Genomic DNA, 26828 nt, shown 5'->3' on the forward strand with positions numbered 1-26828 from the left:
GCGGACTTAGAAAAAGCTGCTTAACTGGGTTGTGTGAATTTGCTTGACCACGTCATATGCGAAAAACAAACCCATTAATGCGCTGGTGGCACACTGACTGCGTCAAGTGTAAACGCACACGTCTTTATATTGTTTGGGCCATAATTATGTTGGTGGTATATCTTTATGTCTGGCACTAGTGTTGAACCTATTTTTATTAGAGCTGCGTCAAAAAGTAATGGCATTACCAGTTTGGTATTGGGATGTGTTGGGTTAATTGTGTCTGCTTTGTGGTTGGTGTTTTTACCAGACTGGCTTTTTTTAGCAGGCATTTTTTTAACCAGCGCCGCGTTGGTATGTTTGTTGGTAGGCTATTTTAAAATTCGTGAGCCAGACTACAGCTTAGAGATAGCTAAAGACTTCATTACCTACCGTCATCGATTGGGTAGTTGGCGCATACACTGGGATAATCTTCAGCGGGCAGATTGTCCGCGTGTACGTCATGGCCTAGATCACGTTCCCCTTGAAACAGTGGGTTTTAAGCTTAAAAGTTACACCGACTTCCTACACACTATTTCCCCACGGCTTGCCACACATTTATTGATGGAACAGCGTCCGCTGCTGATGCAAAACTCAGATGGAAACTGCGCGTCGGGGAGCTGTTATGAGCAATCAATGTTCGATGATAAGCAGTATGTAATGGAAGATGGCACCGTCATAAAAGGCATTAAAGCAATGCTGGCTCACCGCATGGTAGAGCTGAGGAAGCGACTTGGCTATGACATCTTTATAGCGAGTTCAGAGCTAGACCGAGATGCCAGTGAATTTGCTGCACTTATCGCGCAATGCCAACGTGCACGACAGATAGATGAAGCGCAGTGAGGCTAAATCTGTTTCTTATGTTCACTCTCTTTTATCACTTTCTTAGCTTCTTCGATAAGCGCGGGTAAGTGGTCTCTAACTAATTCGTGTTGACCTAGTTTAAGGGCGCTTTCTGTTTCGTTAGCCAAATGCTGCAACGTCGGTAAGCCGGTGTAACAGCACGCGCCATGTAGCTTATGCACTTCAGATTTAAGTCCACTATAGTCTTTTAATTCCCAAAGCGTAGTGAGAAGCTCGATCGTTTCTGGCAGCAAGTCAACGAAGCTTTGAAGCATTTCTTTTGCCGTATTTTGGTTTTGATTCGCCCGTTTCAGCGCAAGTTGCCAATCAATGGACGGGAGCACTATCTCTCCTGGCTCGATATCAATACACCACGACTTAATTAAATGAATAAGTTGTTCAATTTCTATGGGTTTAGGCAGATAGTCGTCCATTCCTGAAGCGAGCAGTCGCTCTTGTTCTTCTTTAAACGCATGAGCGGTAACGGCCACAATTGGTGTGCCCATGTTCAATGGTGATTTACGGATTTCTCGGGTTGCTTGTAAGCCGTCCATACCCGGCATCTGCACATCCATTAGGATTAAATCAAATTCTTGGGTTTGGCATTGATTAACAGCATCTTGACCACTGATCGTCGTCGCCAAGTTGACGGGAGATTGGTCAAGCCAGGTATGTAATAGCTTAAGATTCATTTCCATATCATCAACCGCTAACACTTTGGCTTTTGGCAGGCTTGCTATTTTTTCGTGCATTGCATTTTTAACAGGCCTCATTTGATTGTGCACCAAGCTGTCGAGCTTGGTGAGTGTCATCGGCATACGTATTTGAGAATGGAAATGCTGGGATAAACTCGGATACTGCGCAAATGGCTCTGGGCCTGAATACCAGAGAATACGTTTTTTCGCCGGAAACTGTACGAATTGACCAAGAAACGTGTCTCGCTCTGCCATTTTACTCACAGGTACAGTCGCCATAAAGAAATCAACCTGTTCCGTAAGCGTGGCGAGGTACGCTAATGATTCTACAGACGTAACGGTCGCGCCAAGTGTCGCTATGATTTTTGCGCTCGAGCGTCGGGTTGTTGGAACCGGATCAAAGATAACCACTTTCTTGTCTGTCCATTCGTCAGAAGGGGAAAGTGAAAACTTTTGGCTTAACTGGTTCATCCTTAATGCCACCTTAAAGGTTGAGCCCTGGCCAAGGATACTTTTAAGCGATAAGTCGCCATTCATGAGTCTCACCAACTCACGGCTAATAACGAGTCCTAACCCTGTTCCTTGATAGTTGCGGTTGAGCGCATCATCGACCTGAGAAAATGCATTAAATAGTTTTTTCCTGTCATGTCGACTAATACCGATACCCGTATCTTCTACCGTAATATTAACCTCGTGAATACCGTGAGATAGGGAGCGCCCACTCACTGAAAGCGTGATGGTGCCGCTGGATGTGAATTTCAAAGCATTGCTGAGAAGATTGTTAAGCACTTGCTTTATGCGAAACACATCGCCGATTAACTTTTCAGGCAGGGGGTTTAAATCGAAAACGAATTCTATACGTTTACTGTGGGACGATTTAGCCATTATAGTAACCATTTCTTCCAGCAGTTTGTTGGGCGAGAAGGGCTGATTATTTATTTGTAGCTTACCCGCTTCAATCTTCGAAAAGTCCAGTATGTCGTTAACAATGGTCAGCAGGTTATCAGCCGCTGTATTGACAATTCTTACTTGCTCTTGCTGATCACTTGGCAGTGAAGCGTTATCTAGTTCTCGACTAAAACCTAAAATAGCGTTGAGCGGAGTTCGAATTTCATGGCTCATGTTTGCAAGAAACTGTGATTTCACGTTACTCGCTTTAATGGCATCTTTTCTGGCGATATCTAAACGTGCGTTTTGCTCTTCAATCAGTTCAACGTTATTGCGCAAGTCATTCGTCGCTTGTTCAACTTCGCTTTCAAGCTGTCTTCTGCTTTTCTCCATAAGCGCAAACGAGAACAATCCAGCTTCAAGAAAGACGCCTACCTGGAAACAATATGTGGTGAAATCATTGGTTGGCAATATACCGACCAAGCTAAGCATGCCAATTATTGCGCCGCTAGCCAGCATGCCCCATGCAAAAATAAAGTAGCGCGCGGGCTTAAACTTGTTGATGAAGGCTTCAAAACCCGCGTAAATATAGCTCAATATAGCAACTAGCCCCAGCCCATAAACCACATTGTTCTTCCATATTGATGGCAAGACATCAACAAAACAGATAAAGCCAATTAACCCTTGGCCAATCATGAGCAATTTAATAATGGGATGGGCGGTAGGCGAATTTTTCTTGGTCTCTAAAAACATGATAGTAAAGAGGCCCGAGCTAAGACCAATAATCACAAAAATAAGCTCTGAGTGACCCACTATCCAGGAGGGAATACCCTCGCTGAACACGAGTTGTGTATGACCGCCCCATACAAACTGCCATAAAATAACCGCAAAAATATAGCCGACATAGGCGAGAAGGCTTTTTTCTCTTACCCCAAAAAACAGCACTAAATTATAAATAGCGAGAATAAGTAAGCCGCCGTAAAAGAGACCCCATAATAGGCTATCGATTTGATAAGAAAGGTCGTGAATGGGCTCAGCTTCAATGCGAAGAGGGGCAATGAGACTGGATGACTGACTTTCTATGCGTACGTACAGATCAACGGGCTCGCTGCTTTGAAGTTCAGCGCGAAAGGTAGGCACACGAAACCGTTGCTCTTTTTGTGCTTTCCCTTGATGACTTTGCGCTAACACCTTGCCGTTTTGCACTAAGTAAAAATCGACGTTATCAAGCTGACTAAAATTTATAGAAAATACCCAATTCTTTTCGTTAGATACATTAGCGACACGGGTGAGGAGCCACATACCGTTATTGCGAAAACCAAAATTCGGATTGTGATGAGGATGCATGAGAAAGTCATTTCGCCTTCTTGATACATCACTGATAGTCAATTGATAATCGGTTTCAAATAGATAGAACAGGGAATCAGATAGATCTAGCGTACTGTTTTCATCGAAAAGCTGTTCGATATGCTGTGCTTGAGCATTTGAACCGAGGCAGCTACCTAAGAGGAGAAATAGGAAAAAGAACACGCGAAAGATAGCCATATTTATCTGTACTTTTTATTGTTTAGGTAAGGTCTATTGTTTTAATCGCAACTGAATAATATGTGGTAGTACTCAATCAGCCCTATTTAACCACTCTCTTCGAAGAATAACAAAACAAACACTTAAGGCGTTAAATACTCAACAAACAAACCACAATGTTTTTCAAAGATTGCACACAATTGCGGTTTCCCCCACAATAGCTTCTAATGTTCACGTGCTTCCTTTAAGTCGTGCGCTAATAATCGACAAACGACTGCCGTACTATCACGAGCGAATTGGTATTAATAACAAAACGAAAAAATTATCATGAGTGACGAGATCATTATTAATCGCGATGGGGTAGAGCAACTTCCTCTTCGACGCTTCACCGAAGACGCTTATCTTAACTATTCCATGTACGTCATCATGGACCGTGCATTGCCGCACATTTCTGACGGCTTGAAGCCTGTTCAGCGTCGTATTATCTATGCGATGTCTGACTTAGGACTAAGCGCCAACGCCAAATATAAGAAGTCAGCCAGAACAGTAGGTGACGTTTTAGGTAAGTTTCATCCTCACGGCGACTCAGCGTGTTATGAAGCAATGGTACTCATGGCGCAACCGTTTTCTTACCGCTATCCGCTGGTTGACGGTCAAGGAAACTGGGGGGCGCCAGACGACCCTAAGTCGTTTGCTGCCATGCGTTATACTGAAGCCAAGCTTTCTCGTTTCGCGGAAGTTTTGTTGAACGAACTAGGCCAAGGTACGGTCGACTGGGTACCTAATTTTGACGGTACGTTAGAAGAGCCAAGCGTTTTGCCTGCTCGCCTTCCTCACATATTGTTAAATGGGGTTACAGGCATCGCCGTAGGTATGGCTACTGATATTCCGCCTCACAATGTAAGAGAGTTGGCCAATGCATGCGCCATGCTATTGGATAACAGTAAAGCCGAACTTAGCGATGTCTTAGCGCATGTGAATGGGCCAGATTATCCGACTGAAGCAGAAATTATTACGCCAAAGTCTGATATTCAAAAGCTGTACGAGACGGGGCGTGGCTCGATCAAAATGCGTGCGGTATATACAGAAGAAAATGGTGATGTAGTGATCACTGCTCTGCCACACCAAGCCTCTGGCGCAAAGATTCTAGAACAGATTGCTGCGCAAATGCAGGCAAAAAAACTGCCGATGGTAAGCGACCTTCGTGATGAGTCTGACCATGAAAATCCAACACGCTTAATCATCACTCCGCGCTCAAATCGCATTGATGTTACGCAGTTGATGCAGCATTTGTTTGCTACCACTGACCTTGAGAAAAATTATCGCGTTAACTTGAACATGATAGGTCTAGACGGCCGTCCTCAGGTTAAAGACCTGCGCACTATTTTATCTGAGTGGTTGCAGTATCGAAAAGATACGGTAACTCGACGATTGCAATATCGACTCGATAAAGTACTGGCGCGCCTTCATATTCTTGAAGGTTTGCTCATCGCATTTTTAAACATTGATGAAGTTATCGAAATAATTCGAACTTACGATAAACCCAAACCGGAGTTGATGTCGAGATTCGGGCTGAGCGATAAGCAAGCAGAAGCGATTTTAGAATTAAAGCTAAGGCATTTAGCTAAGCTAGAAGAAATGAAGATTAAGGGCGAGCAGGATGAGCTTGCCGAGGAACGGGATAAACTTCAGCAGTTATTAGGGTCAGACCGTCGCCTTAAAACACTCATCAAAAAAGAAATCCTTTCGGATGCTGAAAAGTATGGCGATGACAGGCGTTCACCTATCGTTGAACGTGGTGAGGCGAAAGCACTGTCAGAAAAAGAATTAGTTCCCGCTGAATCAGTGACAGTAGTGCTTTCAGAAAAAGGCTGGGCACGGTGTGCTAAAGGTCACGATATAGATGCAGAAGGCCTGAGCTATAAGGCGGGTGACGGCTATTTATCAAGTGCAGAAGGAAGGAGTAATCAGCCCGCGGTCTTTATGGATAGCTCTGGGCGCACTTTTTCTTGTGATGCTCACGGTCTCCCCTCTGCAAGAAGTCAGGGCGAGCCGTTAACAGGGCGTTTTAGTATTGTTGGAGGTGAATCGTTCCAGCATGTCATCATGGCACACGACGAGAGTAAGTTCTTAGTTGGCTCTGACGCAGGCTATGGCTTTGTGGGTACGTTTAAAGACATGGTGAGTAAGAATAAAGCCGGTAAAGCCTACTTGTCTCTACCCACTGCGGCGAAAGTAATGAAGCCAATGCCTGTTACTAACCCTGACTCAGATTGGTGCTTAAGCATTTCTAACGAAGGACGTATGTTGATGTTCCCGTTACGCGACCTGCCAAGCTTGGGCAAAGGTAAGGGAAATAAGCTAATCAATATACCCTCGGCTAAATCCCAGTCCCGTGAGGAGTATGTGAAAGTGCTCGCCGTTGTTCCTGATGGCGCCGCCATCAAGGTTGGTGCGGGAAAACGTAATATGACACTCAGCGCGGCTGACTTGACGCATTATCACGGTGAGAGAGGCCGGCGAGGTAATAAGCTGCCACGAGGGCTCCAACGGGTTGATTCTGTTGAAGTGGTGCTGCCAAATAAGGATGAGACACCCGAAGATTTGTCATAAAGTTTAGTTTGTTCTTACGCCTAGTTGAACTAGACTCACTATAGGATTTGTTGAGGATTTTTTATGCTAGGAATAGTTTTCACGTCGTTAATCGATATGCTTGAGGAAAAAGTGTCTCCTGATTTCGCAGACGACGTCATCATGGAAGCTGAATTAGAAAATGACGGTGCTTATACCGCTGTCGGATATTATCCATTTGAACAGATGGAGCGTATGGTCGGCGTACTGGTAGAAAAAACGGGTAAGTCGGCCAACGAATTATTATACGACTTTGGCCATTACCTGTTCGGAAAGCTTGGTGCTGTGCATGGAGATGTGCTTGCAAACACCACTGACATACTGCAAATGCTAGAGCATCTAGACGGTGATATTCACGTCCAGGTGAAAAAGCTTTATCCCGATGCAGACCTGCCGCGATTTAAAGTGCTCTCACGCACAGACACGACTATGCGCTTACAGTATTACTCCGAAAGAGAGCTATATCCGCTAGCTGAAGGCTTGATGGACGCGGCAGCAGAGTATTATAACTGCAAGTTAGAAAGAGAAACCCGCCAGCTCGATATTCCTCACACCTACGAGTTTAGTATCTCTATCGTTTAGCTGGAGGCGTAATGGCGCATGACACTTCGCACGACTCTGTTAAGCAGAAAGACCGCACTGAAATTCTAGAACGGCGTTTAAAGCGTGAACGCCATTCTAGAGAACAGGCGGAGCAGCTATTACGAGAAAAAACCCAAAGCCTCTATGTGGCACTCAAAGAAAGCCAAGCTGTTCAAAAGGATTTAGAGCTCGCGCTGTGGGCGTCTCAAGAATCGTTCTGGAGCTGGAAAGCTCATACCGACATAATGGAAATTCGTTCCTTCTCACTGCACAGTGAGAGTGAGTCAACGTGGTCTGGAACTTTAATTCACATGATGGAGCGCGTGCATGAAGATGACCTCGACGGTCTTCAATTTCACTGGAGCATGGCGCTACATGGAAACCGCGGTCGCATCGAATTTTCATTCCGATTAAAGCTAGAACGGGAATATCAGTGGGTGCGGTTGAGGGGGCGTGTGCTAAAACGCGGTCAGTCTAGTGAAGCCCTGCATATTGTCGGGACCACTAGAGATATCACCTCTCAGCGTCAGGCTGAACAATCCTTTCATCTGATGGCGTCGGCCTTTGCCAGCTCAAGAGAGCCTATGCTCGTCCTATCGCCTGAACTTGTTATCACAGAGTGCAACGACGCGTTCATTCAATTAATGGGCGCGTCGGTGAAAGAGCAGTGCATTGGGATGGACTTCAATCGGATATTCATTTCCGAGAAAGTGAATAAAGAATTACTCACGTTAAATAAACAAGTACGCTTTGAATCTTCAATAAAAGCGCAAACTGAAAAAGTAAAGAACGTCGATGTTTCCATCGCGTTATTTGAAACCTATCAGCATACGTCATCTTATTTGATCGCTACAATGCGCGATATTACCGATAGGAAGCGCAATGAGGTGAAGCTACGTCAGCTGGCGCTTAATGATGAATTGACCGGCCTAGCAAATAGAAATTCCTTACGAGAGTCTATTTCAACGCTGGTTGAGAATAAGCAGCAATTTGTATTGGCTTTTATCGACTTAGATGGTTTCAAAGCCATTAACGACACTGCTGGACACGAACAAGGGGATATAGAGCTCAAACGTGTCGGCGTATTACTGAGGGAGTTATTTGAGCCTATTGGCGATGTCGGCCGGTGGGGAGGCGATGAGTTTATTGCAGTGCTGCCCGGGCAATCAGTGAATGACGTGGCAGATAAATCTACTCTGCTTATTCAGACAATTGAAGAAAACGTTATACGTACAAAGTCTTCACAGTTAAGACTTTCAGCGAGCATAGGTATTGCTGACTTCCCTGAACACGGCGACGGTATAGAAAGCTTAATACAGTGCGCAGATGCCGCCATGTATCGGGCCAAAGAGCTTGGTAAAGGGCGGGCATTTATTTACGAAATGGGGTTGTATGAAAGTATGACCCGACAAGTGAGTATGGTGAATGATTTGCGTAGGACCGTAGAAAATCACCTGTTAGATTTCTATATTCAGGGAAAATATGATCTGCGAGGACAGTTAAAGGGTGGGGAAGTACTATGTAGGTGGATATCGGGTCTACATGGTGTAGTTTCGCCCGCCATTTTTATACCCATTGCTGAAGAGTACAAACTAGATAGCGCAATAGGCTTGCAAGCGATAGAAGCGGCCTGCGACTACATCTCTATTATGGAATCTCAGCAAGGTGACGCCATTCCGCTTTCGGTCAATATTAGTGCGACTCAGATGCTCGACCCGCTCTTTCCAGAACAAGCGGCGTCTATTTGTGACAACAATCACGTGTCTCCCGAATATATTGAGCTGGAGCTCACGGAGTCGATATTCGTGAAAGATGAAAAAGCAGCACTTAGAGCATTAAACCGTTTACGTGATTACGGCTTCAGGCTTTCCCTAGATGATTTTGGCAGCGGCTTTTCTTCGCTTAGCTATTTGCGAATCTTTCAGTTTGAAGTGGTCAAAGTGGACAAAAGCTTGGTACAAGGTATCCATCAAGACAGTAAAGCAAATGCCCTATTCATGGGGTTAGTAGCTATGCTGAGAAGCCTCAAGATAGACATAGTAGCAGAGGGAATAGAACTGGAATCCTACCTTCCTTTCATGGAGCAAGCCGAAATCCAACTGATGCAGGGGTTCTACTTTGATAAACCTATGCCTTATGACCAGTTTTTAGCAAGGCATACCACTGAGCCAAGCCGATAACGGCGCGTAAACGTGCGTTGATAGCACGATCTTCGTGGTACAGGCATGAAAGCAATCATTTCGCGTGGTACAACATAAAAAAAGCCCAGTGAAGGGCTTTTTTTACATCTAGGTATTTCGGCTATTTAGCATTTGTGCTTTCAAAAATTTTGTCAGCCGATGCGGCGACAAAACCCGTGTAAAGCTTTCCATCAGGCATTTCATAGCGTTGTGCAAACTCATAAAAGCAGCTTGGGATCGATAATGTTTCGTCGCTAAATGCCACGTCGGCACGATCCGCCATGGTTGACGATTGGGCTAAGAATACATCTGGCCCGCCTTTAATCTCGCCACCTGAAGTGTTAAGCACAAAGCCAGCTTCTTTTAGCAGCATATTTACGTCAGCAAGTTCGACGGTACGGCTCAAGTGATTTACACTTACGGTAAAGTGATTCGCGCGAAAGCCCCACGCTGCCATCCACGCTGCGTATTCGGATTCATTGAGTAACGTGTCGTATTCCGACTTAGAAACGTCCCAATGCTTACCCGAATATAAGAAGTTATCTGCGTCTACTACAGACTCAGGCATTTGGTCTACCAGCTTTTTGATGATGCCTTGGGCGGTGTCTGAAAGCTCGTTTACGCGAAGCTCGCTAATGAACACTTTTGGCTTAGTATCATCTGGATGTTCAAAGTGTTTTGCCGTCAGTTTTTTCGCTTCAAAGTCATAGTCGCCTTTAGCTTCATAACCAAGTGCTAAGAAGTGTGCGGCTAGTTTGTCTAAGCGGGTTTTATCAAGAGCAAAAGTTCGAAAAGCTACATGGTCGTTAACGATGTCGTTGGTGTTTTCTTCACCTGCAAGTAGCGCATGTATTTTATGCGCAGAGGGGGTGATGGTCACGTAATCGTCCCACATGTTGCTAAACAACGTATCAATGTTGCTATGCATGGCGGTAGGGTCCTTTCTGTCGTCGACTATTTTAGATGAATAGTTCGTATAGGGTTGATACTAAACGGGCCGATACGCAAACTGCATCGGCCTTTTGAGCATTGTAAAAAGCGCTCGCGAGACTTATAAGCTTGATTACATCGACAAGCCTGGGCTTAATTTGCTCGGCATGGCGACTTTATCAAGCTCAACTGATGCAACGGGGTACGCACAGTAGTCAGCCGCATAAAACGCGCTTGCTCTGTGGTTACCGCTGTCGCCTACACCACCAAATGGCGCAGCACTGCTTGCACCTGTAATCGGTCGGTTCCAGTTTACGATACCAGCGCGAATGCGCGCAAAGAAGTAGCGATAATCTTCTTCATTATCACCTAAAAACCCCGCCGACAAACCAAAGCTTGTGTTGTTCGCCTCTTCAATGGCAGCATCAAAGTCGTTGTAGCGGATCACCTTAAGCAGTGGGCCGAAATGTTCTTCATCTGGCAGTGACGCAAGCATTTCAGTAACATCGATAATGCCTGGGGTCGCGAAGCCTTTGTTTTCGTCTTGTTGCTCAAGGCGAACTAACACTTTACCGCCAAGGTTTTCAAGCTCTTGCTGCGCTTTCACCATAAGTGCTGCGGCGTTGCTCGAAATCATTGCACCCATAAAAGGCTGATCTTCAGCATCATAATCGCCAACTTTGATATTTTTCGTAACCTCAATTAAGCGAGCAAGGATAGCATCGCCTTGCGCGTCGGCTGGCAAGAACAAGCGGCGAGCACAAGTACAGCGCTGACCTGATGTGATGAAAGCAGATTGAACGATATCGTGAACCGCAGCATCAACATCGGCTACGTCTTTTACGATTAGCGGGTTATTACCGCCCATTTCCAACGCTAAAATTTTGCCAGGATGACCAGCAAACTGCTCGTGTAAAATCCTTCCTGTGCGCGAACTTCCGGTAAAGAATAGGCCGTCAATATCGCTATGGGATGCCAATGCTTTACCCGTTTCCACTTCACCTTGTACAAGATTAAGTACACCGGCAGGGAGGCCTGCCGCTTCCCATAGTTTCACCATTTCTTGTGCAACCATAGGGGTTAAATCGCTTGGCTTAAACACAACGGTATTGCCGGCAATAAGTGCAGGGACAATGTGCCCATTAGGAAGGTGACCCGGGAAATTGTAAGGGCCGAAAACCGCGACAACACCATGCGGCTTGTGTCGAATGAACGCTTTACCCACGGGCATCGGGTTTTCTACATTGCCCGTACGCTCAAAGTAAGCCTTTTCCGAGATGCCGATTTTACCCATCATGGCACCCACTTCCGTGGCCGTCTCCCACTCTGGCTTACCGGTTTCTTTTGCCATTACCTGCGCAAGATGCGCTTTAGCTTCTTCTAGCTTAGCGCCGTAAACCTTGATAATTTCAAGACGCGCTTCAACGGTTTTCATACTCCACGCTGGAAGTGCAGCTCGAGCGGCCTTAATCGCATCATCGATTTGAGCGGCAGTCGCAGACTTACCTTCCCAAATGACTTCGTTTTTTGCAGGGTCAATTGACGCTAAGTCGTGACCTTGACCGGCAACCCATTCACCGTTGATAAAATGTGTATGTAGCATAGTGGGTGTCCTTTTAGTCTCTGAATGTAACTGGGGCAAAGCGAACGTACTCGCCCTCTTTGACATTCAATGCAGCAGCCGCTTGGCGAGAAAGCACGGCAACTTGCTTCTCTTCGCTCACCGTCATCTCGGTGGCAACTGCACGAAAATCGGATATTGATGTATTGATAATGTAGTGAGTCTGGCCTTGAGCCGCCGCGCTATCATCAATGGCAACAGGCAGTTTTAAACTAGCCTGAGCGGTGCGGATATGGCTCAAGTTTGCTTCCACCGTTGGGCCGCCGTCGAAAATATCTACGTATCCGCGACATGAAAATCCCTCTTCTTCTAAAAGCTGAAGTGCAGGACGGGTTTTTTCGTGTACTTCGCCAATCACTTCTTGTGCTTCTTTACTGAGCAGGTTGACGTAAATAGGATACTTCGGCATGAGCTCGGCAATGAACACTTTATTGCCTATACCCGTCAGGTAGTCAGCAGTGGGGAAGTCCATGGAGAAAAAATGGGTTTCCAGCCATTCCCAAAATGGAGAGCGACCTTTCTCATCGCTCACACCACGCATCTCAGCAATTACTGTTTCTGAGAAGCGCTCGCGGTGCTCCATCATGAACAAGAAGCGAACCTTAGAAAGAAAGCGGCCGTTAATGCCGCCGCGAGCTTGTTCACGAAGGAATAGCGTGCATATTTCAGTCACCCCGGTGTAGTCATTACAAAACGTAAGAATATCTACCGTATTGTGAATGTTGAGTTCGCGAGACGCATGCACAACTTTGCTAAGATGGTAGTGATAGAACGCATCTTCTATGCCAACAGCAGCTTCAATTCCTGTTGTCCCCACTACTGTGCCGGTAGTGGTATCTTCCATAACAAACAGGTACGACTCATCGCCAGGTTCAGTGACGTTAGGTTTGTTGAACGCAGTCTCTGCACGATCAATTTTACGCTGTAAAAGCTCGTCGTTAACGGGCAAAGACGTAAAGCCAATGCCCGATTCAACGGCGATTTCCTTAAGCGCGTTATAGTCGGCCTTCGTGATAGGGCGAATGATATTCATGTTCGCTACTCGTGTTGTAATTATTCGGCGTTTACAACGGCGGCAACGGCGCGCTCAAAACGTGCAAGACCTTCTTTAATGTCTTCATCAGGGATGATGAGTGAAGGCGCAAAACGAATTACGTTCATACCGGCTATCAGACACATAAGATGTTCTTTTGTCGCTGCCATCATGAAGTCACGGGCACGACCTTGATATTTTTCATTTAGCGCGCAACCAAGCAGCATGCCTTGACCACGAATTTCCTCAAATACGTTGTACTTCTCGTTAATCGCACCTAATAGCTCGCGGAAAAGCGCTTCTTTTTTAAGCACTCCTTGTAGTACTTCAGGCTGATTAATTATATCTAGCGCTTTTTCTGCTACCGCACATGCCAGTGGGTTACCACCATAGGTACTGCCGTGCGTACCAGGCTTAAGGTGTGCCGCAATCTCAGTGGTGGTAAGCATGGCACCAATTGGGAAACCGCCACCAAGAGATTTCGCTGTTGTTAAGATATCCGGGGTTACGCCAAGACCCATGTACGCGTAAAGGTGACCAGTACGCCCTACGCCTGACTGAACTTCATCAAAAATAAGCAGAGCATTATGCTTGTCGCAAAGTTCACGTACGCCTTTTACGAAATCTACATCAGGTGGAATAATTCCACCTTCGCCTTGAAGAGGCTCCATCATCACTGCACAGGTTTTGTCAGAGATAAGTGCTTCAAAGGCAGCAAGATCGTTATAGTCACAGTGATCAACGGCGCCAGGTTTAGGGCCAAAGCCGTCAGAGTAAGCGGCTTGACCACCTACTGTTACGGTAAAGAAAGTACGGCCGTGAAAACCTTTGTTAAACGCAATGATTTGGTTCTTGTCTTCACCGTGCTTATCAAGTGCCCAACGACGGGCTAGTTTTAATGCTGCTTCGTTGGCTTCTGCGCCTGAATTAGCAAAATAAACTTTGTCAGAAAAGGTGGCGTCGTTTAGCTTTTTGGCTAGGCGAAGCGCTGGCTCATTGGTGAATACGTTACTCAAATGCCAAAGCTTGCTGCCTTGTTCGTTAAGCGCTTTAACTAGCTCAGGGTGGCAGTGACCTAAAACGTTTACTGCAATACCGCCTGCAAAGTCGATGTACTCAGCTCCATCTTGGTCCCATACTCGAGAACCTTCACCGCGAACAGGAACCATATCTGCTGGGCTATAGTTAGGGACCATTACATCATCAAATGTAGCGCGAGTTACGTTCATCTTTGTTACCTCTGCATTGGGCGCTAAATCACACTATGTGGGTGTGCTCGTCAAAAGTGGTCGATAATGTCGACCTACTCTCCTTCACGACACATTGTTTCAGCGCATAAAAACTAATCGGATTTGGTTTACAGTATGCCATTTCTTTTAACATTTGTCTTCTTTCAAAAAGGCTGCAGCCCTTTATTTATAAGGACTGTGGCTCAATTTGCAGGAAAAGTGAATAACTATTAACTGCTGGGCTATATCATTTAGTAATAATCGCGAATTAGCGCATGACAAGCATGGCATGTGGGGTTTTATGGGCTGTTGAGTAGGCAAATCAAAGGCGTGGGCGACCCATGACCAATCGAATCAACTAGCCTCGAGCAGGCGATAGTATAAGAAAACGCGTATTTCTATTTTAAAAGGGATAACTGGGCACCTAGTTGCATAAAGACTGCATGAATATCCACTAAAATTTTAATGATTTTCTTCGTTTTTAACCAATGGCAGGGTGAAAATATCTATTGATTTGAGCTTTTCAAGCGCGCCACTGGGGAATTTTTGCTCGTTGAAAAGCGGCTTAACGTCTTTCATTTCTACCAGCTTAAGCTGGTGCAACATTCTTATTTGCGTGTACGTTCGCGATTGATATAACGCTTTACAAAGCGTCCCCCGCTCCGCGGGCGTTTTACTTGCGCATGCGCGCATGGAAGAGGCGATTGGCAATCGTTTTAACTGCATCCACTCCAATATATCAGCACTCACCGCATCCGCAAATTCTTGTTGCATAGCAATGAGATGATTGGCTGAGGGGCCTATTTTAAGTAAGGCCTCGTGCCTTTTTTGCTCTTTATCTTTTTGACATTCTTGTAGTAGGTGAAGTTGAATTTTATCAAATAGTTTGAAATAAAGCCGCGTAACCGCACAGCGGCCTAAGTTGCTCAATACGCCTAACGTGTAGGCTTCATTTCTGCTGCCTTCACTCAACTTGGCTATCTGCTTTGCCGTAAGGGCAACACCCGTGGCGTATTGGGTCAGCTTTTGTTTGATAAGCGGATGCGGATCGGTAATTTGCGGCATTGCGCGTTTCAATATAAGCGAAGGAATTAACGTGCGCAGGTTTTCTATGCCTAAAAAGCTGAGTGCAGTGCGTAGCGTTTCAACGATAATGATGCGACCGCGTGAGTCTTTGCGTCTGAACTGAGGCGTGTTCACAATGTCGATAAGTTCATCGTAAAGCCATGGCATAGTGGCTGCTATGGGTTCTAATTTGGATACCGTGCATGCTTTGACAGAGAGGGCGTCAAGCAGTTCACCGATGTTTTCCGGTAAATTAAGAACGGTATGAACCAGCTCATCGGTCGCGTTCAATTGCTCGGTCAGTTCATCGAGTAATACTTCATGAAGCTGGTGGCTAACGGATTCTAGGTAGGACGCTTCCGTTTTTTCTTGCAGACGTTTATTTTCAATCGCAATTTTTTCAACGTTTAAAAGTAATCTGCGCGCATCCCCTTGTTCAGACTGCTCGAAAGTTACTTCACCCACTCGACGCTTTCCTAGCATTTCAAACACCCGTTCGGGCGATATGAGCAAATTTTCGAAACGATCATCTATCGTGGGCGATGACGTTGCCCCCATTGTCATTGTAAAAGCTCTCCTGCTCGTAACTTTTTGGTGAACGGCAATATTATCGTACATCAGAGACCTTATCGTTCTCGCAATAGCAAGACGTTAAATAATGGTTTTCTTAAAAGGCGATAGGGTCTGTAGTAATCGCTGATAATGTATTTACGTTTAAACGTTTTGTTTAAATATACTGTCAGTACTAAACAGATTTAAGAAAGTTAAACGAAAAATCAGTGAATTGCGAGTTTTACCGGCCTTCAAGCGTAACCTTTCACACTATGAAAGCGTATCGGCTTCATTGAAATTTTCTTAAGACGTTTTGAACTGTAAAAACGCATTTAATACACTGTGACCGTGTTCGGTGAGTAAAGACTCGGGGTGATATTGTACGCCCCAAATAGGATGATACTTATGAGAAACTGCCATGATTTCTCTAGCGCCGTGGGCGGTTTCACACCATGCATCAACACGAAGTGAGGTCGGTACCGATGCGGGTTCTAACACCAACGAATGGTAGCGTGTTACGTTGAACGTTTCAGGCAAACCTTCAAATAGACCGGTATTGTTATGCATTAACGTAGATACTTTCCCATGCTTAATTTCTTGTGCGCCTACCACGTGAGCGCCAAATACTTGGCCAATGGCTTGGTGACCTAAGCAAACACCAAGAATAGGTATCTTACCGGCAAAATGTTCGATTGCAGCTAGGCTGATACCAGCCTCGTTAGGTGTGCATGGGCCAGGGGAGATAACAAGCTGACAAGGCGCTACGCGCGAGATGTCTTCAATGCTAAGGGCGTTGTTTCGCACCACTTCGACATCAGCACCAAGCTCTGTAAAATAACGAGCGAGGTTATGGGTAAACGAATCGAAGTTATCAATTAACAGCAACACAGCAGCGCTAATCCTTGGTATATCTAAAGTGCGAGATTCATATTCATGAAGAGTTCAAGGAACTCTTCATGCTTATTAACGTTTAGCTTAGAGACAGCTTATGGCTTAGGAATAAAACCAACCGCGTTGTAAACTTTCGCTAGGGTTTCAGCGGCTCTTGCAGACGCTTTGTCGGCACCTTGACGCATAACATCATCAAGGTACGCTCTATCTGCACGAATCTCAGCGTAGCGGGTTTGAATCGGTTCGAGTAAGGCAACCACCGCATCTGCAACGTCACCTTTTAGGTGTCCATACATTTTGTCCGTATATTCAGGTTCAAGCGCTTTTACAGATTTACCCGTGGCAAGAGAGAGCAGAGTAAGCAAGTTCGATACGCCAGGTTTTTCTGTTGGGTTATAGTAAATGTTGGCCTGTTCGTCAGAGTCGGTCACCGCACGCTTAATTTTCTTAGCCAGCTTTTTAGGGTCTTCTAACAAGCCAATGTAGTTATTCGGGTTGTTGTCTGACTTTGACATTTTCTTTTCTGGTTCTTGCAGGCTCATGATGCGTGCGCCAAACTCTGGAATATAAGGATCAGGTAAGCGGAAAACGTCGCCGTACAAGTTATTAACACGTGTTGCGATATCGCGTGTTAACTCAAGGTGCTGTTTTTGATCTTCACCCACGGGTACTTTGTCAGCTTGGTAAAGCAAGATGTCTGCTGCTTGTAATACAGGGTAGCTATATAAGCCTACGTTGATGTTGTTCTCGTTTTTCGCAGACTTATCTTTAAACTGGGTCATGCGGTTTAGCTCACCCATTTGAGCATAGCAATTTAATACCCACGACAGCTGCGCATGCTCTGGCACGTGGGATTGTAAAAAAAGCGTACTCTTTTGTGGGTCAATGCCACAGGCAAGATAAAGAGAAAGGCCATCTAAACAGGCTTCGGCAAGCTGTTTTGGATCTTGTCTCACAGTAATCGCATGCAAATCTACAATCATATATAGGCAGTCGTGATCGTCCTGCATGGAAACCCACTGTTTAAGTGCACCCATATAGTTACCAAGGGTAAGTTGTCCTGAAGGCTGACAGCCACTTAATACAACGGGTTTATTGCTCATTTCTTTTTACCTGTAATACGTTAAATACTGTTTAAAATAAAGCGCTAGAAAGTTTGGCTTCAAAAATTATGCTTTAGAAAGCGATGCGAGTTCATCGCGCATTTGCGTAATAATATCGCTGTAATCGTCTTGAGAAAAAATGGCCGAGCCAGCTACAAACATATCTGCCCCTGCCTCAGCTATAGCGCGAATGTTATCGACTTTTACGCCCCCGTCAATTTCAATTCGAATATCGTAACCGCTTTCTAATACGCGCTGCTTCACTGCACGTACTTTATCTAATGTGGTGGGTATAAACTTTTGCCCGCCAAAGCCAGGGTTAACCGACATAATAAGAATGTGATGTAGCTTGTCCATGACATGGTCAAGGTAATGCAGTGATGTGGCTGGGTTAAATACCAGGCCGGGCTTACACCCTTTGTCGATGATAAGCTGTAAAGATCGGTCTATGTGTTCAGAGGCTTCTGGATGAAAGCTAATATAGCTAGCCCCCGCATCGGCAAACTTCTCTATTAAATCATCAACGGGTTTAACCATTAGGTGTACATCGATAGGTGCGGTAATACCGTATTTTCTCAAGGCCTCGCAGATCATCGGTCCAAACGTAAGATTTGGCACATAGTGATTATCCATAACATCGAAATGCACCACGTCGGCACCGGCCTCTAACACTTTTTCTACGTCCTCTCCCAGTCGGGCGAAGTCGGCAGATAGTATTGATGGGGCAATTAAAAATGGTTTCATTACGCGTCCTTTTAATCAAAAAACAGCAAGATGCAATGCCGCTTGCGCTTTAGGTTGCGAAAGTTTACCCAAAACCGAACCTCTTTACTATGTAAAGGATAATTGAGTCGCAATTTCACATGGGTTTATGTTGAACAGTGGCTGTTGCTGTTATGCTCTTTTTTGGTGAGGGCGCGTTATGTTGGTGCATTTTTGCCCTGCTTCAACCAAAGTGAGTCGCGTAAAAAAATAGCTTAACCTTTAAAATGTAAATATTTATCAATTACTTGAATGTCTATTTATATTTTTTTTCACTGAACCATAAACGGGCACCAACTTTGCGTTATCCAGTTCAAAAAGAAAACACAGACAGAAAAAACGAATAACAACAAGTTTGAATTTGACTGGAGAACACACATGAAAACATCTACAAAAAGAACCTTATTAGCCGCTGCTATTTCTTCAGCGTGTCTACTGACTGCAATGCCTAGTTATGCAGAAGGCGAATTTACTGCTAATGCTGGCGCAACCAGCAACTACATTTGGCGTGGTCTAACACAAACTGTAAACGAAGCGGCTGTTCAAGGCGGTATCGACTATGCGCACGAAAGTGGTTTTTATGCAGGTACATGGGCGTCGAACGTAAGTTATGCATCAGATGATATTTACTCATACGAGCATGACGTATACTTTGGTTTCTCAGGCGAGTCTGATGGTATTGCTTACGACTTCGGTTACCTATACTACAACTATGACGCGGAAGCGGAATTTGATTTTGCAGAAATCTACGGCTCAGTAGGCATGGGTGGTGTGAGCGTAACCGTTTACTTATTAGCGCACACCGAAGCTGACGAAGCAGAAGGTCAAGATTTTGGCTTTGGCCAGGCTTACTACGCATCTCTTGACTATACTACAGAAATTTTGAACGGTACTGAGTTGACTCTGCACGCTGGTTATCACAGCGGTGATTTTGTTGATGCGTTTAACTTTGGCGACGGTACCGATAGCTATGCCGATTACGGCGTAACCATTGCAAAAGATGGTTTTAGCTTTGCTGTGACTGGCACTAACCTAGATGATGGTGGTGCTGACGCACTAGATAACGACGAGTTGAAATTCACTGTAGGTTATTCAGTAGATTTCGAGCTTTAATATTTAAGGAAGAGGCCATCGGATGGCCCTTTAATAAAACGTTGAGTAGAAAAGCCTAATGTAATTTCGTTAGGCTTTCATTTTTTAAAAGCAACGCATTTTTAACTTGTTCGTAACCTACTTTTGTCTATAATGAGACTAAATTTTAAACGAGTGTAAGGGGTGTTGAGGATGAAAGTTCTCCCATTTTTCGCGATATGCGGAGCGGTTGCGCTAGCTAGCGTTGCAGTGACTACTGCGCCTAAATCACACTCGTCGGTATGCGAATTTCAACCGGTTACCGAATTTAATCCAAAGCTACCCGCAAGCCATGTTCAAAATCAGTGTGCCCGTTACCAAGAGGGTGTCGAAGAAGTCAGCTGGTTTTCATGGATAGCAGGAAAATCCTTTTCTTTTCAGTTCCACTTTTTAGATCTACTTGAGTTGTTGCACAACGACGAAGGTAATCGAGATTTCACTTCACCTTCGAAAGACGCCTAAGGTAATACGATGCAATCTGGCACTGGGTTTTGGTCAGTTCTAGGTAGTGTGGTAGCAAGTTTGTTTGGGGTTCAGAGCCACAAAAATTATGAACGTGACTTTACCAAAGGGACCTTTATCAGTTTTGCCGTCATCGGCGTCATTTTAGTCGTACTTTTTGTGGTTTCATTGTTTATGTTCGTAAAATGGTATACGGGCTATGGCGATTAGTAGTTTGCTTTTCGCCAATGGTGGATGAACCATTTTCTTATTCACTGCGCATGCTCTACCTAGTCAAATTTTCACTTAAGAACCTGCGTTATGGTAAACGATGTACTTCTGCCTTTTTATTGCGGTTACTGCGCTTCTTTACCACGTTGGCGGGAGGAAAGTAAGCCAATATTTCATCTACTGGCTGACGCTTTGCGCCGTTTTGACTTATCGAACGCTTAACTGACAGCATGCTAAAATCAGCACCTTGATATAACGCCCTTGTGAGCGGCAAGTCATGGTTAGATATCAACACTGGGATACCGCGTTTTTTTGATGCTCGGGTGGCAAGTTCAGCGAGTTTTTCTTGTGATTCCTGACCAAAACTTCGTGCCGCATAACTGGTGAAAGCTGCGGTTTTACTGATCGGTGCGTAAGGAGGGTCACAATAAATGACATTGCCTCGCCTCGCCCGTGAAAACACTTTTTCAAAAGGTAAGCAGGTAAATATAGCCTTCTGCGACTTCTCAGAAAATACAAACATCTCATCTTCAGGGAAATAAGGTTTCTTGTATCGACCAAAAGGCACATTAAAGCGGCCTTGAAGGCTATAGCGACACAGCCCGTTGTAACCGTGGCGATTCAAATACAGAAAAAGAATCGCGCGGTAATACTCGTCTTCAGTGGTATTAAATTCTTCACGTAAAGCATAATACATTTTTTCTTGATTACGCTTGCCGTCAAAGAAAGAGCGGGCGTCATTAATTAACGCGTCTGGCTGCGCCTTAAGTAAATTGTATAAGTTGATAAGATCAGGATTAATATCATTTAGCAGATAGCGTTTGTATTGGGTGTTAAGAAACACAGAGCCTGCGCCAACAAACGGTTCAATAAGTTTGTCAGCGAGCGGTAATCTGGCCTGAATATGCTCAACCAAGCTGTATTTGCCACCGGCCCATTTTAAAAAAGCCCGGTTTTTTTTCTGCATCATGCTTAAACGTTACTACCTAGACGGAATGAAGACGGTGGTTTTTCCTTGCGCCGCCGTTCCAAGGGAAAGGGTCGTCTTTATACTTTTATGCTGATCAGTATCAGATATCACCACGCTAAAGATAGATTGTAACTTTCATCAGTAAAACGGACAACCAACAAGTGTCGCAAGAATGGAATTTTGCGTATTTAGCGCTAATAACCAGCAATAATGTTAGTAAACGCCTTAATTTTTACTTATTTCTGAAAGGATTTGGCGCCCGCGTTTTACAAACGCATTCTGCTTACCAGGGTATTCTGGCAAGGCAGCGCGCCCTTGCTGGGCTTGAGAGATAGATGAGTAAACCTGTTTGTCTACAACCACAAACCAGTCGCCGCCATAGCGCGTGGTTTTGTATATTCGAGTGCGGGTTAATAAATCATTTTCACTGAGAAACGCATTGAGTACAGATTTATCCTTCATGGCTAGCATTTGAATAGCATACTCATTTTCAGCGATCCACTCTGCATTTTTTGAAGGTGCGTCTTCGACTCCTTTGTCATTTGTTGTGCTATCTGATGTCTGAGCAGGTTTTGATATCTCTACGATGGGCGCGTCAACATCTTTAATGTTGGTAACCGCACTACCTTGGTTGCTCAAACTTTCCCCAGAATTATCTTCATCGGTTGTATCTGGGGTGGTGCCTTGCTGCTTTGACGTTTTTGTACTTGGTGGAAGCGAAGATACCGCATCGTTCCAAGCGGTCACAAGCGCATTGCCGTCAGTCGTCTCTGCTTGTGTATCTTCACTTTCGTTAGATGCAACCACCAGTTCAACGTTGGCTGCTGCACTGGCGATTTCATCTAGGTGTTGACGGTCGCCGCGTTGTGAATCGTCAATATTTGAATTTTCGTCGCTCAATAACGTGCTGTAGGCTGAGCCTGGTTGAACCTGAGGTGTCTGAAATTCTTGGCTTTGCTGCTCAATAGGGGAGAACAGGGTCGCCAATTTATTACCGTACTGCCAATAAACTAAACCAGAGAACGTGATAAGAAATACACAAGCCACCGCCGCATAAAACCAAGTGGTTTTTAGAGGGTTGCTAAAGGTTTGCGTGTTCTCACGTTGTCTGTTTTCCAGATGTGCTTGAAACGCTTCACGGCGTGAAGCAATCATTTTGTCTAGGTCTGAGGCAAAGTTTGGCTGTTCACTCATTACCGACTGGCTGCTGATGATAAGTGGCGTTTCGGTGTTTTTAGCAGGAAGCCATTGCTTAGCGCGCTCTGCCCAATCGTTGTTAGCAAACAGAAGCACGTTCAAATGCTGTTTATTTCCAGCAAAACGACTTTGCAGTACCAGGTCCCATAATTCTTGAAGTAGAGCGTCAGGAAGGTTATGCGCTTGCGTTATCGCTATAAGAATAGGTCCCTCATGACTATTTAGGTCTGAAAGTAGTTCGTTTAGCGGCCTGACAAAACTGCCCACGACTTGCCCCAACAGTTGCCTGCAGAGTTGCCTTCGGTAATCTGACGGCTCCATATTGTCTTGCGCGGTTAGATACGCAATTTCGGTATCATCGTGCTGTTGAAAAACAAAGGCTTCGAGGGTTTTCTGTTGTTGAGCAATAGACTCTCCGCTGACAAAAATCAGCTGAGAAGAGTAATTGACCAAGTATTCCAAACGATCATGCAGTTCGCTTTGCACGGGAGTTTGCCCTTATTAACCGTTACTATCCAACTCACAGCGAGACCGGATGTTACATCTACCCAAAGAATGCTAGAAGCAATAACTCAGGCTTCTATAAAAGCCCAAGTCACTTATCAGCAGTGTAACCTTAATGTTCGCTGTTAGCGTTTCGCGATAGCGTAAATTAGGACAGGATGTCGGATAGAATGTCGTCGGTAACATCCTTAGTCACAACCGCTTTGCCAATCCCCTGAGGAAGTACAAATCGAATGCTGCCCGCTTCCACTTTTTTATCGCGCTTCATATGTTTAAGGTAGTCATCTCTCGTCATATTGCTAGGCCCTGCAACGGGCAAAGCAAACGCTTCAAATAATGCGTACACACGACGTGTTTCTGACGCCGTAAACCACGATAAACCTTCTGCTGCTTTACAAGCAAGTATAGTACCAGCGGCTACTGCTTCACCGTGCAGCCAGTTTCCATAGCCTTGCTCAGCCTCGATAGCGTGACCAAATGTATGACCAAGGTTGAGAATGGCACGCAAACCGCCCTCGCGCTCATCCTTTGCAACCACGTCCGCTTTAATTTCACAGCAGCGAGAAATGGCTTTGGTAAGTATCCGGGTATCGAGTGAGGTCAGTGCTTCGACATTACTTTCAAGCCACTCAAAAAACGGGGCGTCATAAATAATGCCGTATTTGATGACTTCTGCCATGCCTGCTGCAAACTCTCTAGGAGGTAAGGTAGCTAGAGAATCAGTATCGATAGCAACGTAAACGGGTTGGTAAAACGCACCAATCATGTTCTTACCAAGCGGGTGATTAACCGCCGTTTTTCCACCCACCGATGAGTCTACTTGAGAAAGCAGGGTAGTAGGCACCTGAATAAAAGGCACGCCACGCTGATATGTCGCCGCGACGAAGCCGGTAAGGTCACCTATTACACCACCACCAAGTGCAATTAGCGTGGTATCTCTCGCTGCATTAAGCTCAAGAAGGCGGGTCATGACCACTTCGAATTGTTCTAAATTCTTATATTGCTCGCCGTCAGGCAAGATTATGGTTTCAACACGAACGTCGCCACACGCGGCTTTTGCGATTTCTAGATAAAGAGGGGCAACGGTTTCGTTTGTTACAATAACGGCGAGTGGGCCTTTGATATAGGCACTAAAAAGGCCGGGTTGCGAGAGCAGCCCAGCCTCTATCTGTATAGGATAGCTACGTTCTCCAAGTTCCACAGTTAAGGTTGACATTGGCGTAGCACCTCCTATTACCTATTTATTTTATAAACCAATTTTACTGATAATTTGATTTGCTACAGCACGTGCGCTTTGGTCGTCTGTATCAACAATGTAATCAGCGACTTCTTCGTAAAGCGGGTTGCGCATTTCTGCAAGATCGCGAAGTACTTGTTCTGGATCTTCGTTTTGCAGCAAAGGGCGACGTTTGTCGCGTTGTGTACGGGCAACTTGCTTATCGATCGTCGTTTGTAAGTAAACAACAATACCACGGGCAGATAAACGATTGCGCACAGCTTTAGTAACAATAGAACCGCCACCTGTGGCAAGTACGATACCTTGCTTGTCTGTCAAATCATTAATGACGTTCTCTTCGCGTACACGAAAGCCGTCTTCGCCTTCAAGATCAAAGATCCAAGCGATATCAGCACCAGTGCGGCGCTCGATTTCCTGATCAGAATCAAAAAAGTCTAGGTGAAGTTCGTCTGCTAGATGTCTACCGATGGTACTTTTGCCAGCACCCATTGGGCCAACTAAAAAGATATTACGTTTTTCAGCCATATTTGCTTATATCACAACTTAATCATGTTAGGGGCAGTGCACTGTTGCCTTACCAGCCTACCCATTGACTCGTGCCTATTTAGTGTCCAATAAGCACCACTCCTTAAACCTCGCTTAAATTTCGAGGCGGGGATTATCTCAGTTTCATGCAAGGCGTTGCAAGTTTTGTTACCAACAAATAGTGTATACCTGTAAATTTAGTGACAAAAAAGACCTTAAAATAAAAAAATGCGCTTATAGAAGCGCATTTTCGTATCTGTAAATACAGTCGCTACGGTCTTTCGGTTACAATTTTGGGCGTAACGAAGATAAGAAGCTCTCGTTTTTGCTGTAACTGTGATGAATTTCTAAAAAGTGCACCCACAAGCGGTAGGTCGCCAAATAGGGGAACTTTCGACACGCCGTCAGAACTGGTTTGTTGGAAAATGCCGCCCAGTACAATGGTCTCGCCATTTTCAACTAACACCTGCGTTTTGATTTCTTGAGTATCAATTGCAACAGCGTCACCCGTAGACGTTGAAACAGTTTCACCGCGCGTATCTTGGGTAACAACCAAGTCAAGAATGATGCGATTATCAGGAGTAATGTGAGGCGTTACTTTCAGTGATAATACCGCCTTTTTAAACTCTACTGAGGTGGCGCCACTTGATGTCGCTTGAACATAAGGTATTTCGGTACCTTGCTCAATATAAGCTTCATGCTGGTTTGCGACCGTTATACGCGGGCTTGCAATGATTTCACCTTTGTTTTCCGACTCCAACGCTGAAAGCTCTAGATCGAGTATAGTGCCATCAACCAAACTGGCAATTTGGAAACCGATACTACCAGCAGCACTGCTTACAGGAAGGTTCACATTAAGGCGATTATCAATGCTTGGTACTACGCCGCCAGCAATAGTATCAGCGCCTTCAATGCTTCCAGATACACCGTTGTCATCTTGACGGTCACTGAAACCCCAGCGCACACCAAGCTGCTCGTCAACGTCGTCTAACACCGTTACCATGCGGCTTTCAATAAGCACTTGTTTAACCGGAATATCTAGCGCTTTAATCATTTTTCTTGCTTCATCAATGGAAGCGAGCGTGTCACGAATAAGCAAGGTGTTAGTACGCTCGTCTACTGTTACACCACCTCTTTCAGACAGAATACCGCCCTCGGTAGACTTTAAAATAGTAGCAAGTGCTGCTGCTTTGGCGTAATTAACTGATATGTTTACAGTGTGAAGTGGCGCAAGGTCAGACACTTGTTTTTTCGATTGAAGGGCTTGGGTTTCCCGGGCGGCAAGTTCTTCTGCTGGGGCGATCAACAAAATGTTGCCTTCTAGACGTTTATCTAGCCCTTTTACGCGCAAAATCATGTCTAAGGCTTGATCCCAGGGAACACCTGATAAACTTATAGTGACATTCCCCGACACAGTATCCGTGGTCACAAGATTAAAGCCATTTACCTGAGCAATGATCTGTAGAACTTGCCTTACCGGAACATCTTGAAAATCGAGAGAGATAGGATCGCCCGTGTATACTTTTTCTGCCTCAAGCGCTTCTTGCTGTGCGCTATCCATTGGAGAAATGGCAACGCGTAGCACGCCCTCTTTCACTGTATTTCTTACCGTCACCTGACCGGTATAGTTGATTTCTAATCGGGCTCCATTCTTATCTTCGAATGTTTCTATAGTAGTAACCATGGTGCCAAAGTCTGCGACATTAAGCTCTAACAACTGGTCTTCGCCCAGCGCTGTATCAGGAAGGGTTAGCGATACTTTACCCTGCGACTCTATAAGCTGTATTTTTGGTGTTTGGCCTTCAAAATTTACGACCGTTACCGCCGTATCACCTGCAGTTTGGGTAAAGTCGACATTCGTGATGGTGGTATTGAATGTTGAAGTGTTGCCCCTATTGCTTGGGTCTACCAAAAGGGGCTCTTGCGCTTTGACTGGCGAGATAAATACAGTCAGTGAGAACACTGCTGTTGCCAAGAAAGCTAGCCAGTACCATTTCGGCGCTCTACGATTCAGAGACTTATTGAATATGTATCGTTCGGCCATG

The 26828-nt window shown here is 45.1% G+C and carries 21 protein-coding genes; 7 read left to right on the forward strand and 14 right to left on the reverse strand.

Annotated features, from left to right (window positions below):
• Positions 1-165 precede the first annotated feature (165 nt).
• On the forward strand, positions 166-861 hold the full coding sequence (locus tag JC525_RS17105) for a DUF2982 domain-containing protein (RefSeq protein ID WP_198816939.1): 696 nt from the start codon (positions 166-168) through the stop codon (positions 859-861).
• Positions 862-863: 2 nt separating this feature from the next.
• Here the strand turns inward: JC525_RS17105 and JC525_RS17110 are convergent, their stop codons facing one another.
• Positions 864-3989 (reverse strand): hybrid sensor histidine kinase/response regulator, encoded by a 3126-nt coding sequence (locus JC525_RS17110; RefSeq protein WP_198816940.1) that lies wholly within the window; start codon positions 3987-3989, stop codon positions 864-866.
• A 306-nt stretch (positions 3990-4295) separates the two neighbouring features.
• Between JC525_RS17110 and parC the strand changes: the two genes are divergently transcribed.
• The 3 genes from parC (at position 4296) to JC525_RS17125 (ending at position 9361) form a co-directional block, all read left to right on the forward strand.
• Positions 4296-6581 carry a DNA topoisomerase IV subunit A gene (parC, locus tag JC525_RS17115; protein ID WP_198816942.1) on the forward strand — a complete coding sequence of 762 codons (2286 nt, stop codon included), beginning with the start codon at positions 4296-4298 and terminating at the stop codon, positions 6579-6581.
• 63 nt (positions 6582-6644) lie between these two features.
• A complete protein-coding gene (locus tag JC525_RS17120; protein WP_198816944.1) occupies positions 6645-7181 on the forward strand; it encodes a heme NO-binding domain-containing protein in 537 nt (178 codons plus the stop codon).
• 11 nt (positions 7182-7192) lie between these two features.
• Positions 7193-9361, forward strand: coding sequence for a putative bifunctional diguanylate cyclase/phosphodiesterase (locus tag JC525_RS17125; protein WP_198816946.1), 2169 nt, complete (start codon positions 7193-7195; stop codon positions 9359-9361).
• A 121-nt stretch (positions 9362-9482) separates the two neighbouring features.
• On the opposite strand, the gene JC525_RS17130 is transcribed toward JC525_RS17125, so the two are convergent.
• The 8 genes from JC525_RS17130 to rpe all read right to left on the reverse strand — a co-directional run bounded on the left by JC525_RS17130 (position 9483) and on the right by rpe (position 18529).
• A complete protein-coding gene (locus JC525_RS17130) occupies positions 9483-10289 on the reverse strand; it encodes a DUF1338 domain-containing protein (RefSeq protein WP_198816947.1) in 807 nt (268 codons plus the stop codon).
• 135 nt (positions 10290-10424) lie between these two features.
• Positions 10425-11894 (reverse strand): succinylglutamate-semialdehyde dehydrogenase, encoded by a 1470-nt coding sequence (astD, locus tag JC525_RS17135; protein ID WP_198816949.1) that lies wholly within the window; start codon positions 11892-11894, stop codon positions 10425-10427.
• A 13-nt stretch (positions 11895-11907) separates the two neighbouring features.
• Positions 11908-12945 carry an arginine N-succinyltransferase gene (astA, locus tag JC525_RS17140; protein WP_198816953.1) on the reverse strand — a complete coding sequence of 346 codons (1038 nt, stop codon included), beginning with the start codon at positions 12943-12945 and terminating at the stop codon, positions 11908-11910.
• A gap of 20 nt (positions 12946-12965) precedes the next feature.
• Positions 12966-14174: an aspartate aminotransferase family protein gene (locus JC525_RS17145; RefSeq protein ID WP_198816954.1), complete on the reverse strand. Its 1209-nt coding sequence runs from the start codon at positions 14172-14174 to the stop codon at positions 12966-12968.
• 462 nt (positions 14175-14636) lie between these two features.
• On the reverse strand, positions 14637-15803 hold the full coding sequence (locus JC525_RS17150) for an HDOD domain-containing protein (protein WP_198816956.1): 1167 nt from the start codon (positions 15801-15803) through the stop codon (positions 14637-14639).
• 291 nt (positions 15804-16094) lie between these two features.
• Positions 16095-16679 carry an anthranilate synthase component II gene (locus JC525_RS17155; protein ID WP_198816958.1) on the reverse strand — a complete coding sequence of 195 codons (585 nt, stop codon included), beginning with the start codon at positions 16677-16679 and terminating at the stop codon, positions 16095-16097.
• A gap of 98 nt (positions 16680-16777) precedes the next feature.
• A complete protein-coding gene (gene trpS, locus JC525_RS17160) occupies positions 16778-17785 on the reverse strand; it encodes a tryptophan--tRNA ligase (protein WP_198816960.1) in 1008 nt (335 codons plus the stop codon).
• 66 nt (positions 17786-17851) lie between these two features.
• Entirely contained in the window at positions 17852-18529 is a 678-nt protein-coding gene (gene rpe / locus JC525_RS17165; RefSeq protein WP_198816962.1) for a ribulose-phosphate 3-epimerase, read from the reverse strand.
• A gap of 396 nt (positions 18530-18925) precedes the next feature.
• On the opposite strand from rpe, the gene JC525_RS17170 reads away from it, so the two are divergent.
• The 3 genes from JC525_RS17170 to JC525_RS17180 all read left to right on the forward strand — a co-directional run bounded on the left by JC525_RS17170 (position 18926) and on the right by JC525_RS17180 (position 20350).
• Positions 18926-19660: a TorF family putative porin gene (locus tag JC525_RS17170; RefSeq protein WP_198816964.1), complete on the forward strand. Its 735-nt coding sequence runs from the start codon at positions 18926-18928 to the stop codon at positions 19658-19660.
• Positions 19661-19831: 171 nt separating this feature from the next.
• On the forward strand, positions 19832-20140 hold the full coding sequence (locus tag JC525_RS17175) for a hypothetical protein (RefSeq protein ID WP_198816965.1): 309 nt from the start codon (positions 19832-19834) through the stop codon (positions 20138-20140).
• A 9-nt stretch (positions 20141-20149) separates the two neighbouring features.
• On the forward strand, positions 20150-20350 hold the full coding sequence (locus JC525_RS17180) for a DUF2970 domain-containing protein (RefSeq protein WP_198816967.1): 201 nt from the start codon (positions 20150-20152) through the stop codon (positions 20348-20350).
• Positions 20351-20438: 88 nt separating this feature from the next.
• Here the strand turns inward: JC525_RS17180 and JC525_RS17185 are convergent, their stop codons facing one another.
• From JC525_RS17185 to JC525_RS17205, 5 genes are all read right to left on the reverse strand, one after another.
• A complete protein-coding gene (locus JC525_RS17185) occupies positions 20439-21320 on the reverse strand; it encodes a Dam family site-specific DNA-(adenine-N6)-methyltransferase (protein WP_198816969.1) in 882 nt (293 codons plus the stop codon).
• A gap of 225 nt (positions 21321-21545) precedes the next feature.
• Complete coding sequence (locus tag JC525_RS17190; RefSeq protein ID WP_198816971.1) at positions 21546-23003, reverse strand: SPOR domain-containing protein; 1458 nt, start codon at positions 23001-23003, stop codon at positions 21546-21548.
• Between the two features lie 166 nt (positions 23004-23169).
• Complete coding sequence (gene aroB, locus JC525_RS17195; protein WP_198816973.1) at positions 23170-24237, reverse strand: 3-dehydroquinate synthase; 1068 nt, start codon at positions 24235-24237, stop codon at positions 23170-23172.
• A 30-nt stretch (positions 24238-24267) separates the two neighbouring features.
• Complete coding sequence (aroK, locus tag JC525_RS17200) at positions 24268-24783, reverse strand: shikimate kinase AroK (protein WP_105930536.1); 516 nt, start codon at positions 24781-24783, stop codon at positions 24268-24270.
• Positions 24784-25054: 271 nt separating this feature from the next.
• Positions 25055-26827 (reverse strand): type IV pilus secretin PilQ, encoded by a 1773-nt coding sequence (locus JC525_RS17205; RefSeq protein ID WP_198816975.1) that lies wholly within the window; start codon positions 26825-26827, stop codon positions 25055-25057.
• Between the last annotated feature and the right edge of the window lies 1 nt (position 26828).

Origin of the sequence: Alteromonas sp. IB21 (assembly GCF_016405965.1) — a bacterium.
Classification (GTDB): domain Bacteria; phylum Pseudomonadota; class Gammaproteobacteria; order Enterobacterales; family Alteromonadaceae; genus Alteromonas.

What these genes read in the sequence shown, in the direction of transcription:
- JC525_RS17105 (WP_198816939.1), top strand. Translation starts at nt 166, where the DNA reads ATGTCTGGCACTAGTGTTGAACCTATTTTTATTAGAGCTGCGTCAAAA.
- JC525_RS17110 (WP_198816940.1), bottom strand. Translation starts at nt 3,989, where the DNA reads ATGGCTATCTTTCGCGTGTTCTTTTTCCTATTTCTCCTCTTAGGTAGC.
- parC (WP_198816942.1), top strand. Translation starts at nt 4,296, where the DNA reads ATGAGTGACGAGATCATTATTAATCGCGATGGGGTAGAGCAACTTCCT.
- JC525_RS17120 (WP_198816944.1), top strand. Translation starts at nt 6,645, where the DNA reads ATGCTAGGAATAGTTTTCACGTCGTTAATCGATATGCTTGAGGAAAAA.
- JC525_RS17125 (WP_198816946.1), top strand. Translation starts at nt 7,193, where the DNA reads ATGGCGCATGACACTTCGCACGACTCTGTTAAGCAGAAAGACCGCACT.
- JC525_RS17130 (WP_198816947.1), bottom strand. Translation starts at nt 10,289, where the DNA reads ATGCATAGCAACATTGATACGTTGTTTAGCAACATGTGGGACGATTAC.
- astD (WP_198816949.1), bottom strand. Translation starts at nt 11,894, where the DNA reads ATGCTACATACACATTTTATCAACGGTGAATGGGTTGCCGGTCAAGGT.
- astA (WP_198816953.1), bottom strand. Translation starts at nt 12,945, where the DNA reads ATGAATATCATTCGCCCTATCACGAAGGCCGACTATAACGCGCTTAAG.
- JC525_RS17145 (WP_198816954.1), bottom strand. Translation starts at nt 14,174, where the DNA reads ATGAACGTAACTCGCGCTACATTTGATGATGTAATGGTCCCTAACTAT.
- JC525_RS17150 (WP_198816956.1), bottom strand. Translation starts at nt 15,803, where the DNA reads ATGACAATGGGGGCAACGTCATCGCCCACGATAGATGATCGTTTCGAA.
- trpS (WP_198816960.1), bottom strand. Translation starts at nt 17,785, where the DNA reads ATGAGCAATAAACCCGTTGTATTAAGTGGCTGTCAGCCTTCAGGACAA.
- rpe (WP_198816962.1), bottom strand. Translation starts at nt 18,529, where the DNA reads ATGAAACCATTTTTAATTGCCCCATCAATACTATCTGCCGACTTCGCC.
- JC525_RS17170 (WP_198816964.1), top strand. Translation starts at nt 18,926, where the DNA reads ATGAAAACATCTACAAAAAGAACCTTATTAGCCGCTGCTATTTCTTCA.
- JC525_RS17175 (WP_198816965.1), top strand. Translation starts at nt 19,832, where the DNA reads ATGAAAGTTCTCCCATTTTTCGCGATATGCGGAGCGGTTGCGCTAGCT.
- JC525_RS17180 (WP_198816967.1), top strand. Translation starts at nt 20,150, where the DNA reads ATGCAATCTGGCACTGGGTTTTGGTCAGTTCTAGGTAGTGTGGTAGCA.
- JC525_RS17185 (WP_198816969.1), bottom strand. Translation starts at nt 21,320, where the DNA reads ATGATGCAGAAAAAAAACCGGGCTTTTTTAAAATGGGCCGGTGGCAAA.
- aroB (WP_198816973.1), bottom strand. Translation starts at nt 24,237, where the DNA reads ATGTCAACCTTAACTGTGGAACTTGGAGAACGTAGCTATCCTATACAG.
- aroK (WP_105930536.1), bottom strand. Translation starts at nt 24,783, where the DNA reads ATGGCTGAAAAACGTAATATCTTTTTAGTTGGCCCAATGGGTGCTGGC.
- JC525_RS17205 (WP_198816975.1), bottom strand. Translation starts at nt 26,827, where the DNA reads ATGGCCGAACGATACATATTCAATAAGTCTCTGAATCGTAGAGCGCCG.